General features: G+C 39.3%; 11 protein-coding genes. 6 read left to right on the forward strand and 5 right to left on the reverse strand.

What is annotated here, in order from left to right; translation table 11 throughout:
* Positions 1-148 precede the first annotated feature (148 nt).
* The 3 genes from C8P64_RS13010 to C8P64_RS13020 form a co-directional block, all read right to left on the reverse strand.
* Positions 149-2,665 (reverse strand): M14 family zinc carboxypeptidase, encoded by a 2,517-nt coding sequence (locus C8P64_RS13010; RefSeq protein WP_108172518.1) that lies wholly within the window; start codon positions 2,663-2,665, stop codon positions 149-151.
* A 78-nt stretch (positions 2,666-2,743) separates the two neighbouring features.
* A complete protein-coding gene (locus tag C8P64_RS13015) occupies positions 2,744-3,130 on the reverse strand; it encodes a PUR family DNA/RNA-binding protein (RefSeq protein WP_108172519.1) in 387 nt (128 codons plus the stop codon).
* A 75-nt stretch (positions 3,131-3,205) separates the two neighbouring features.
* Entirely contained in the window at positions 3,206-4,963 is a 1,758-nt protein-coding gene (locus C8P64_RS13020) for an ABC transporter ATP-binding protein (protein WP_108172520.1), read from the reverse strand.
* A gap of 133 nt (positions 4,964-5,096) precedes the next feature.
* On the opposite strand from C8P64_RS13020, the gene C8P64_RS13025 reads away from it, so the two are divergent.
* From C8P64_RS13025 to yajC, 4 genes are all read left to right on the forward strand, one after another.
* Positions 5,097-6,200 carry a Glu/Leu/Phe/Val family dehydrogenase gene (locus C8P64_RS13025; RefSeq protein ID WP_108172521.1) on the forward strand — a complete coding sequence of 368 codons (1,104 nt, stop codon included), beginning with the start codon at positions 5,097-5,099 and terminating at the stop codon, positions 6,198-6,200.
* 84 nt (positions 6,201-6,284) lie between these two features.
* Positions 6,285-7,229 (forward strand): transcription antitermination factor NusB, encoded by a 945-nt coding sequence (gene nusB / locus C8P64_RS13030; protein ID WP_108172522.1) that lies wholly within the window; start codon positions 6,285-6,287, stop codon positions 7,227-7,229.
* 53 nt (positions 7,230-7,282) lie between these two features.
* Positions 7,283-7,741, forward strand: coding sequence for a DUF1573 domain-containing protein (locus C8P64_RS13035; RefSeq protein ID WP_108172523.1), 459 nt, complete (start codon positions 7,283-7,285; stop codon positions 7,739-7,741).
* Positions 7,742-7,749: 8 nt separating this feature from the next.
* Positions 7,750-8,043 carry a preprotein translocase subunit YajC gene (gene yajC, locus C8P64_RS13040; RefSeq protein ID WP_108172524.1) on the forward strand — a complete coding sequence of 98 codons (294 nt, stop codon included), beginning with the start codon at positions 7,750-7,752 and terminating at the stop codon, positions 8,041-8,043.
* Positions 8,044-8,096: 53 nt separating this feature from the next.
* Here the strand turns inward: yajC and C8P64_RS13045 are convergent, their stop codons facing one another.
* Together C8P64_RS13045 and pepT are read right to left on the reverse strand one after the other, a co-directional pair.
* Complete coding sequence (locus C8P64_RS13045) at positions 8,097-8,690, reverse strand: YdeI/OmpD-associated family protein (RefSeq protein WP_108172525.1); 594 nt, start codon at positions 8,688-8,690, stop codon at positions 8,097-8,099.
* Positions 8,691-8,705: 15 nt separating this feature from the next.
* Positions 8,706-9,947, reverse strand: coding sequence for a peptidase T (gene pepT / locus C8P64_RS13050; protein WP_108172526.1), 1,242 nt, complete (start codon positions 9,945-9,947; stop codon positions 8,706-8,708).
* 112 nt (positions 9,948-10,059) lie between these two features.
* Between pepT and C8P64_RS13055 the strand changes: the two genes are divergently transcribed.
* Both C8P64_RS13055 and C8P64_RS13060 read left to right on the forward strand, forming a co-directional pair.
* The gene (locus tag C8P64_RS13055) at positions 10,060-11,082 is read left to right on the forward strand and encodes a quinone-dependent dihydroorotate dehydrogenase (RefSeq protein WP_108172527.1); all 1,023 of its coding nucleotides are present in this window, start codon (positions 10,060-10,062) and stop codon (positions 11,080-11,082) included.
* 3 nt (positions 11,083-11,085) lie between these two features.
* The gene (locus C8P64_RS13060) at positions 11,086-11,700 is read left to right on the forward strand and encodes a LysE family translocator (RefSeq protein WP_108172528.1); all 615 of its coding nucleotides are present in this window, start codon (positions 11,086-11,088) and stop codon (positions 11,698-11,700) included.
* The last annotated feature ends 92 nt before the right edge of the window (positions 11,701-11,792 follow it).

Raw genomic sequence — 11,792 nt, forward strand, 5'->3', positions numbered from 1 at the left:
GAAAAGTTGTTTTTAGCATAAAGAAGGAAAATTTAAAACTAAAAAGTCCGGAAAAGACTTCCGGACTTTTATTAAGCTTTTAGTCTGTTACAAAGTTATTCAATTTGCATACAAGACTGCTAAAATTTCCCTAAACTATAGACTAAGGCTACATTTCTTCGCCAAAGAAAATGGCATTCATCAGTAATTTATTGGTTCCATACCAGAATGCTCTGAAGTTCGTATTATCTGTAAACAACATCACTTCACCTTTACCCAGGCTTTTGTGCTTGAAAGGAACAGTCATGGCCAGAGAGTCCAGGTTTTGTTTGCTTATATAACCGCTTAGAAGAGGATCTTCGGTATACTGGATCGGGTTATTATAGCTTTGCTCATCGGCTTCCATAAAAATAGTGGTATTCCTGAACATTGCGATCTTTTCATCATCATAGCCAAAGGCAATTGGATGTGTTCTATCCAGTTTTACTTCAAAAATAGCTCCTCCAATTCCCTGGGCACCTTTAAAATCTCCCCGGTCTCCAAAACTTATATTTTTGGCAGTAAGCTCATTCTTTTTGGTTTCAAATTTTATAAAATCATTTTCCTTCATCCAGTTCACGGCATTTCTAAAGGCTATGATAGTTCCGCCATCTCTGGTCCATTCTTTTAATTTAGTAGCGTGTTCTTTATCTATACCGCTACCGTAAGCAGATGGCAAAATAATGTCTGTGTACTTGCTAAGATCTGTTTTTGAAAGATCGCTTACATCCAGTTTGGTGATCTTCATATCATATCTTTGATCGAATAGATGCCAGATCTCCCCGGCATCGTAAGGAGTGATAGATTCACCTACGATAAGTGCTACTTTCTGTGGCTTTACACCTCTAAACTGGTTACTTCCAAGGTTGATGCCCCGGGTCATCCCGGTTTCTATAGCTGAAATTTCAACGCCACTTTCTTTGGAAACCTCTTTAATGAATTCATAAAGTTCTGAGCGATCTAATTTTTGATTCTGTACCGGGATCATAATAGTTCCCGTGCCATATTTACTACCATTTATACGGAATTCCTCCATAGCCACTTTAGCTCTAAGACCTTCATCAAGGATCTGGTTCAGGGCAGCGGGAGCCATGTAATTATTCCAGTTCAGCAAATAAGCATAGTCGCTTTCTTCGGGAGCCTGAGGAGCTGGCATATTTAATTCCTCGATCTTGTTTCCTGCATTTTTCATGGATACATCTTCAGCGAAATCAAGGTTAAAAGCAAGCGGGAATGTCCAGGCTGAAATATCATAGAAAAGGCTATCTCTAAATTCGGTCCTTTTCTCGAACATCGCCTTTATAAGCTTGTATTGTCTTTGATCTTTCGGGACAATATATGCGGAGCCTTTTTTGAATTCTTCCCCGTTTTGTTTGAATTCGTTGGCCACCTCATGAACTTCTATTTTATGTCTTTTCAGGATCTCTGCAAGTTTGTAAGCGCTAACCGGATCCTTCGAACTACCAAAAGCATAAGCACCAGTGGTGGCAGCTTCGCGGGCATCATTAAAGAATTGGCGCTGGTAATTCAATAGTTCTTTCCTCATTTTCTGAGCTGCCTCCAGCGTAGAAAGGGCAGCGGTAAATTGATTCCTGATAGTAAATGGAAAAGTAAGCAGGCCATTTTCAGTTTCCTGGGCGTGACCACGGGAGCTTCCCTGTTCGAACAAGATCCCTACACTTCCATTAATATCCGGGAAGGTAGAACCTTTTCCATAGTAGAAATCATCATAGTTTTCTTCGGTGTAATACAATGAACCGATCTCATCCAGGGCATCCGCATGATAAGTACCTATCTCTTTGGTAAGGTCCTGATTAAGTTGCGGGGTGAGGGGATGGGTTCTCGAAGGAATTCCCGGTTGAAAAAAGAAAGTGGAATTAGATCCCATTTCGTGGTGGTCTGTAAGGATATTAGGATACCAGTTATGGAATGTGGCTATTCTCGCCTGAGATTCCGGTAATTGCACCGGTAACCAGTCACGATTCATATCGAACCAGTAATGATTGGTTCGTCCTCCCGGCCATACCTCACTATATTCCCTGTCCTGCGGATCTGGGTTTATATTTTTGCTTTTATTGGTATTTGCCCAGTAGGCAAATCTTTGCAGTCCGTCAGGGTTAAAAGAAGGATCAAGAAGAATTACCGAGTTGTCAAGGGTTTTTTCTATTTCATCACCTTCGGCAGCAGCCAGGTAATAGGCATATAACAGCGCAGCGTTAGAACCACTAGCCTCATTTCCATGAATGGAAAATCCCTGGTTTATCACTACCGGCATGGTTTCGATGTCCAGTTTTCCAGAATTCTTTTCAACTAAAGAAACATGCTTTTTTCTTATTTCCTCGAGATTCGCGAGGTTCTTTTCAGAAGAAATGGTTAATAGTACAAGAGGTCTGCCTTCATAGGTATATCCCCTGTTCTCGATTTGAATACGGGGAGAAGCATCGGCAAGTTTATGCATATACATTAACAGGCGATCGTGACTTACATGCCATTCACCAGGAACAAAACCAACCACTTCTTGCGGAGTTGGGATTTCGGGATTATAAGTAATATCTGATGGCAGGTAGTAATCCAGGCTGATATCTTCCTGCTGGGCCTGGGTAATAAAAAATGAAAATAATAAGAGTAAGCTAAAAATTTGTCTCATTGCAATAGTTTTGGAAAGCCTAAGATAAAAAAAACCGTCCTGAAAGGGACGGTTTAAATAGCTGATAGTATTTGTTTGTTATATGTCGTCGAAACTTACATCTGTAAATTTCTCAGCAGTAGATGATTTTTCACTGCTTTCGTCAGTGCTTTCATCATCATATTCTTTCTTGAAATCTTTTTGATGACGTTCGCTTATTACTTCTTCACCTTTTTCATTGATGATGAAGTTGGTCATCTCCTCAAGGATCTCTCTAAACCCATCAAAATCTTCTTTATAAAGGTAGATCTTGTGTTTCTTGTAGTAGAACGAACCGTCGTCATTCGTAAATTTTTTACTTTCGGTGATTGTAAGGTAATAATCATCAGCACGAGTTGATCTTACATCGAAAAAGTAAGTTCTTCTTCCCGCTCTTAAAACTTTAGAGAATATTTCTTCTTTCTCCATCATTCCCTTGTCGCTCATATAAATAGATTCTTTAATGGTTTGTTATTGTCGAGTCCAAAAATCTAAAAATTTTTAACATCTAACAAAATATTTTCACATTTCTTTTTCATTTAGCTGTTTTGCGTACAATTCTTTATAATATCCCGGAGTATCCAGCAACTGCTGGTGTGTGCCTTTCTGGACTATTTGTCCGTCTTCCAGGATGATTATTTTGTCGGCATTTTTAGCTGAAGAAATTCGGTGACTTACAATAATGGTCGTTTTATCCTTAGTGATCTCGAAAAGGTTGTTCAGGATCTCTTCTTCGGTCTCTGTATCTACTGCTGAAAGGCAGTCGTCGAATAACAGGATCTCGGGATCATGAATGATGGCCCTGGCAATAGAGACCCTTTGTTTTTGTCCACCAGAAAGGGTGATTCCTCTTTCTCCCAGAACAGTATCGTAGCCTTTGCTGAAGCCCATGATGTTTTTATGTACCGAAGCATTTTTCGCTGCTGCGATGATCTCCTCTTCACTAGCTTCGGTCTTTCCGAATTTGATGTTATTCCTTATACTATCGCTGAACAGGAATGCATCCTGAGGGACATAGCCGATACTTTCTCTCAGGCTTTCCAGGTTCAGGGATTCAATATTGCGCTCATCGATAAGGATCTCTCCCTGGTCGATATCATATAGCCGGCCTATCAATTCCAGGATCGTGGATTTACCAGATCCTGTTTTACCTATTATCGCCAGAGTTTCCCCTTTGCTAACTTTGAATGATACATTCTTAAGGGCGGTGATGTTAGTATCGTCGTAGGTGAAACTTACATTCTTGAACTCTATGGTACCGTTGATGGTATCTGGTTCAGATTTTGGATTTGTGATCTCTGGCTTTTCGCTAAGGAATTCATTGATCCTTTCCTGAGAAGCTTCGGCCTGTTGTACCAGTGAAGTTACCCAGCCTATAGACGCAACCGGCCAGGTAAGCATATTTACATATAGAATGAATTCTACCAGGACATCGATATTTTCGATCTCACCAGAAATTATTTTTCTTCCACCAACATAAATAACGATGATGTTGCTTATCCCGATCAGTAATACCATTAGAGGGAAAAAGAAGGCCTGTACCTTAACCAGGTCAATATTCTTATCGCGACTGCCGTTGGATAGTTCGGTGAAATTATCATTGGTCTGTGGTTCTATTCCGTAGGATTTTATCACCGCTATCCCGCTGAAACTTTCCTGGGTAAAGGTGTTCAGCCTTGAAAGGTATTGCTGTACCACCGTACTCCGTTGATGTATGGCCACACTAAGTTTATAGATCGCGAAGGATAGAATAGGTAAAGGAATGACCGTATATAATGTAAGTCCCGGTGCAGATTTAAGCATAAAAATCAAAACCACTATAGTAGAGGTGAAGGTGGTTACACTATACATAATAGCCGGGCCCAGGTAAAGTCTTACTTTCGAAACATCTTCACTTATCCTGTTCATAAGGTCCCCGGTACGGTTCTTTTTATAGAAGTTAAGGGAAAGATCCTGGTAATGTTGAAAAACCTCATTTTTAAGGTCGTATTCCATATGCCTGGAAACTACGATAAAGGTTTGTCGCATTAAAAAGGTAAAAAATGCCGAAACCAGGGTGGTACCAATAATCAGCATAATATTGAATGCGAGTTCACTTTTCACCGTGGAAATATCGGTCACGGTACCATTGATATATTTTTCAATGATCACGGTACTTTTTCCAATAAAAGGGATGTAATAAATGGCGAATATCCTGGCAGCGATGGTGATCACCAAACCAATCAATAACTTCCATTTGTACTTGTAAAAATATTTATTGAGGTGCTGAAGGTTTTTCATTCAGAGGATTTTGGCTTATTTGAGGATTCCGTAATTTAACACGTTTTAAATCCTTGTTTTTTAAAATATTATTATTTTTGCGGTGGATTTTTGATCAAATTCAAAATCTGAAATTTTTAAAAATCAACAAACTATGCAAGTTGACGTTCTAAATGCAAATGAACTAAAAAAGTCTGCTCCGGTATTCGGACAGGTGTCGTTTGACGAACACGAACAAATCGTTTTTTGCAACGACAAAGATACAGGTTTAAAGGCAATTATTGGTATTCATAATACTGTTTTAGGACCTGCGCTGGGAGGTACCAGAATGTGGAATTATACCAGCGAATGGGAAGCGGTGAACGATGTTCTTCGTCTTTCTCGTGGAATGACTTTTAAGAGTGCTATTACCGGGTTGAATCTTGGTGGAGGAAAAGCGGTGATCATTGGAGATGCTAAGAAAGATAAGACTCCGGCACTTATGAAAAGATTTGGTGAATTTGTACATTCTCTGGGTGGTAAATATATCACGGCAGAAGATGTGGGAATGGAAACTTCAGATATGGATATCGTAAGAGAGGTGACTCCTTATGTGACCGGGATCTCAGAATCTAAAGGTGGAGCCGGTAACCCATCACCTATTACCGCTTACGGAGTATTTATGGGAATTAAGGCATCTGCAAAATTCAAATATGGAACAGATGATCTTGAAGGTAAAAAAGTACTGGTACAGGGAATTGGCCATGTAGGTGAAACTCTTGTAGAGTATCTTACCGGAGACGGGGCTGAGGTTTTTATCAGCGATATCAACGAAGAGCGTCTTGAAGAAGTAAGCAAGAAATATGGAGCTCATGTTTATACGGCAAGAGATATTTATTCTGCAGATGTAGACATTTACGCGCCATGTGCTTTAGGTGCTACTATTAATGATGATACTATTCATAGATTAAAAGTAGATATCATTGCGGGAGCTGCCAACAATCAGCTTTCAGACGAGGTTTCTCACGGGGAGATCCTTCAGAAGAAAGGTATCGTTTATGCTCCAGATTTTCTTATCAATGCTGGTGGGATCATCAATGTTTATGCAGAACTTGAGAACTACGACAGGCAGGAGATCATGCGTAAAACTGAAAATATCTATAACACCACACTTAGAATTCTTGAGAAAGCTTCTAAGGATGATATCACTACTCATTTTGCTGCCTTGCAAATCGCAAGACAAAGAATTGAGGACAGAAAAAATCAAAATTTAAATTAGTCAGTTCTAATTTATTGATATTTTTGCAGGGCGAAAGTGAATGCTTTCGCCCTTTCTAATTTTCTAAAAAGTTCTTTTACAATTATGTTGACAAGAAGACATATCAGGGTTAAAGTAATGCAGTCGCTATACGCCTTTAGCCAAAGCCAGAATGATAACCTTGCTACCGAAGAAAAATTCCTGATCAAAAGCATGCAGGAAATGTATGACCTGTTTCTGCTTCAAATTAGTCTGATCACCGAATTAAGAGAACATGCAGAATCCTATTTAGAAAAATCCCAACAAAAACATTTAGCTACCAGCGAAGAGAAAGATCCCAACCGAAAGTTTGTGGATAACCAGATCTTCCAGATCCTTAATGAAAATGAAAGCCTCCAGAATGCTCTGGAAAAGCACAAGATCAACCAGTGGAAACAGGATGATGAATATGTGGCTATTATCTGGAACGAGGTTAGGAATAGTGCTGCTTACGAGGAGTATATGGAAACCCGCGACCGGGATTTCAAGGAGGATAAAAAGTTTATTATCCATATTTTCAAAGAGATCATAGCGCCTAACGAAAAGCTTTATGATTACCTGGAAGATAAGAAGCTTACCTGGTTGGATGACCTTCCACTGGTAAATACGGCCATCCTTAAATTCTTACAGAAGATTAAGGAGTCTACAGGAAGAGAAAAGAAGATCACTCAACTTTTCAAAAATGAGGAAGATAAGGAGTTTGCGATCAAACTTTTTAGAAAGACCTATTTAAATGACGATGATCTGGCCGAAGAAATGCTTGGTAAAACACCAAACTGGGATAAGGACAGGATCGCTGAGGTAGATATGGTACTTATTAAAATGGCTATCTGTGAATTTTTAAAATTCACCAGTATTCCGGTGAAGGTAACTATCAACGAATACCTGGAGATTGCAAAGGAATACAGCACGCCAAAGAGTAGTATTTTCATCAACGGGGTACTGGACAAATTATCCAAGGAATATCAAACAGAGGATAAGCTAAATAAAACCGGAAGGGGACTAATGTAGTTCAGAATTTTTATTATTTTTATCAATTAGAAATTTAACAAAATAACTTCACCATGAAAAAAACAATTTTAATGTTTGCAGCAGTAGGGGCGATGCTGTTCACCGGATGTAAAGATAACGCTTCAGATAAGGTAAAAGCTGAGAACGTAGAGGCTTCTGCTGAACGTGACGCACAGGAAACTCAATATCCTGAGATCACTTTTGAAGAATCTGAATTCGATTTTGGTAATATCGCAAAAGGAACTGCTGTAGAGCACGTATTTAAATTTACAAATACAGGAAATGCTCCTTTAGTGATCACAAACGCATCAAGCTCTTGTGGTTGTACAGTACCAACTTATCCTAAAAACGAAACTATCGCTCCGGGAGAAACTGGCGAGATGTTAGTGAAGTTTAATGGATCTGGAAATGGTCAGGTTACTAAAACAGTTACTGTATCTGCAAATACAGAATCAGGAAAAGAACAAATTAAAATCAAAGCTTTTGTAGAAGCTGACGAAAACGCTAGCTAAAAGCATATATGGATCAATTAACACAGTTTGCACCAATTATTTTAATGTTTGTGGTCGTGTATTTTTTTATGATACGCCCACAAATGAAAAAAGCTAAACAGGAAAAGAATTTTGCCGCCGAGCTCAAAAAAGGAGATCGTATAGTTACCAAAAGTGGTATGCACGGTAAGATCGTTGACTTTAGCGAAAAGAATAATTCGGTGATAATTGAAACCGGAGCAGGAAAAATTACTTTCGACCGTTCTTCAATTTCAATGGAGATGAGTCAGAAACTTAACGAACCTGTAAAGGAAAAGAAGTAAAAAATAATTCTTTAGAATAGAAAAAAGCAGCTGGAAACAGCTGCTTTTTTTATTTAGCAGTTTTTATACTTATCATTTAAGCCAACGCCGCTCTTGATCATTGGGATGACCTTTTCCAATCTGCTTTGCCTGGTAGCTTCTCTTTTAGCTTCAGAAATATGATCTGCATATTCCCTTTGTTTACCTGGGGACAGCTTCTTGAAAGCTGACTTTAATTCCGGGTCTTTTTTGAAAGCCGAAGAAAGTTCAGGAGGTACGATCAATTCTTTCTGTTTGGCTGGTTTGATCTCTATTCCTTCTTTCTGGTTTTGAATAGCCTCTTTGATATAAGGTAAAAGAATAGAGGTGTTAATTTCATCGCCTTTTTCAAATTTGATCTGCCTGAGAGCTTTCGTCTTGCCCTCCTGGGCGTTTACAAGCAAAGCCGTATTTTTCTTCAGCAGGGCGCCATTGAAGAACCAAATTCCGTAATGGTTCTTAAAGGCTCCAATTCCAACTACATTTTTACCGTCGATGGTGTAGACCGGAGCTCCCCACTTTATTGTAGGCTCCAGCTCTGTAGTGAGCATCATCTCGTGCAGCTGTCTTAATTCTTCCTCCCAGTAGGAATGACAGGAAATATATTCTTCAACACTTTTAACCGGCATGATCTACAATTTTAATTACTCATACTTTCTGGCGGTCAATTCTGCTAATTTCACGATAACCTCCGTGGCCTTTTGCATACTTTCTACAGGTACGTATTCATATTTTCCGTGGAAATTATGACCTCCTGCGAAAATATTCGGGCATGGAAGCCCCATAAAGCTTAGTTGAGCACCGTCTGTTCCTCCTCTAATTGGTTTTATTATTGGAGTTACATCTACTTCTTCCATGGCTTTTTGGGCCAGGTCTACGATGTGCATTACGGGTTCTACTTTTTCCCGCATATTAAAATACTGATCTTTGATCTCTATACTAATGCAGTCCCTCTCATATTGCGAACAGATATCGCTAACCAGGTCCTGCATCATTTGTTTTCTCGCTTCAAAATGGGTTTTATCGTGATCTCTGATTATATATTCCAAAATGGTCTCTTCTACATCACCATTAATACTGCTAAGATGAAAGAATCCCTGGCGACCTTCGGTATGCTCGGGGGTCTCCATTCTGGGCAGAGAATTAATGAAATCCTGAGCGATATACATGCTGTTCACCATCTTATCCTTGGCATATCCAGGGTGCACACTTTTTCCTGAAACCTTTACTACAGCCTGTGCCGCGTTAAAGTTTTCGTATTCAAGTTCACCGATCTGGCTGCCGTCCATGGTGTAAGCCCATTCCGCACCGAATTTCTCAACATTGAATTTATGAGCTCCGCGTCCAATTTCCTCGTCTGGAGTAAAACAGATCCTGATCTTTCCATGTGGAATTTCTGGATTGTCAACCAAATATTCCATAGCGGTCATGATCTCGGTGATCCCTGCTTTATCATCGGCACCTAACAAGGTGGTTCCATCTGTGGTGATCAATGTCTGACCTTTATATTGTTCCAGGTCTTCAAAATAGTCTGGAGAAAGTATGATATCCTTTTCTTTATTCAGCACGATATCTTTCCCGTCATAATTTTCAATGATCTGAGGATTTACATTTGTTCCGGTAAAATCTGGGGTAGTATCAAAATGAGAAACAAAACCTATTACGGGTACTTCGTGGGGTACGTTCGCGGGAAGGGTCGCCATTACATAGGCATGCTCGTCTATAGTAACCTCCTGTAATCCTATTTCTTTAAGCTCCTGAACGAGTTTATTCGCCAGATCCCATTGCTTTTTAGTGCTGGGTGTATCTGTGCTTTTTGGGTCACTTTGAGTATCGATCTTTACGTAACTGATAAACCTATCAATTATATGCTGTTTATTGGTCATTTTTGGTTTGATTTAATCCAAAAATACATATATAGAAAACTGCTTCAAAACCTTTTAAGTTTTCATATAGTTTTTTCCATATTCATTCTATTTTTGCACAAACCTCACAACCATGTATAAATCTTTAATTAGACCTGCACTTTTTAAATTTGACCCTGAAGAGGTGCACTATTTTACTTTTAATTTTTTAAGAAGATTTTGTAAAATTCCAGGCGCCCTCTCTTTTTTAAGGTCTAAATTCGGAATGGAAGACAAAAGACTGGAGCGAGAGGTTTTTGGTTTAAAATTCAAGAATCCTGTGGGCCTGGCGGCAGGTTTCGATAAAGATGCCAAGTTGTACAACGAACTTTCAGCTCTTGGGTTCGGTTTTATCGAGGTAGGTACGGTAACACCAAAGCCGCAACCTGGAAATGAAAAACAAAGACTTTTCAGATTAAAAGAAGATTCAGCTATAATCAATAGAATGGGCTTCAATAATCATGGGGTCGAAGAAATGGTAGAGCGTCTTAAGAAGAATAAAGATGTTCTAATTGGGGGGAATATAGGAAAGAATAAGATCACGCCGAATGAAAAGGCAAAGGATGACTACCTATTTAGCTTCGAAGCTTTATTTGATCATGTAAATTATTTTGTGGTGAATGTAAGCTCGCCAAATACACCGAACCTTCGAGAACTGCAGGATAAAGAGCCTTTAAAAGATCTACTCAATACACTTCAGCAAAGAAATGAGCAGAAGCCCGCTCCAAAACCGATCTTATTAAAAATTGCTCCAGATCTTACCGATGAGCAATTAATGGATATTATCGAAATAGTGAAGGAAACAAAGATCGCCGGGGTCATCGCCACCAATACCACTATTTCCCGTGAAGGTCTTAAATCTGAAAATAAGGATGAAATGGGAGGTCTAAGTGGTAAGCCGCTTACTAAAAGGTCTACCGAGGTGATCAGGTTCCTTTCAGAAAAAAGCGGGAAAGCTTTCCCGATCATTGGAGTTGGCGGGATTCATACTGCTGAAGATGCCATAGAAAAGCTGGAAGCCGGGGCTAGTCTGGTGCAGCTTTATACTGGCTTTGTATATGAGGGACCAGCGCTAATCAAGGCAATTAATAAGAAAATTCTGGAAAAAGGGCTTTAATCTATGTTAGAGCAGTTAATTCCATTTTTAACCGCTTCCATTCTTCTAACCTTTTCCCCGGGACCCGATATCATTTACGTGCTGGTGAGGTCTATAGCGAACGGAGCAAGGGAAGGAATAGTTACGGCTTTAGGACTGGTTAGCGGAATTTTGATACATACCAGTCTGGTTGCCTTCGGGGTTTCAGCCATTATCAAGCAATCTGATAATATCTTTCTTTTCATAAAGATACTGGGGGCGATATATCTATTATACCTGGCCTGGCAGGTCTACAAAAGTGATCCCGATATCGCATTTTCTTCGGAAGGAATTCGTGATAAAAATTTATCTAGCTTATTTAGGCAGGGATTTATCATGAATGTTCTTAATCCGAAGGTTGGAATTTTTTTCCTGGCCTTTTTTCCCGGTTTCCTGTGGGAGCCAGAAGGGAATACCATACTTCAATTTTATATACTGGGATTTGTGTTCATGTTGCAGGCGCTGCTAATATTCAGCCTGGTCGCGGTTCTGGCCAATAAGATATCTGTTTATATTAAATCACATCCGGGATCTGGTATGTTTCTAAAATGGATGCAGGTAGTGATATTCATACTTATTGCGGTGCTAATTCTTCTTTGATCGGTTAAGGAATCTATAGTCTGAAATCTAAAAACCAGTGTTGAAATTTAATATTATCAATAAAACTATATTCTTTTTCAATTTTCTCTAAA

The sequence above is a fragment of the Christiangramia gaetbulicola genome (genome assembly GCF_003054225.1).
Lineage (GTDB): Bacteria > Bacteroidota > Bacteroidia > Flavobacteriales > Flavobacteriaceae > Christiangramia > Christiangramia gaetbulicola.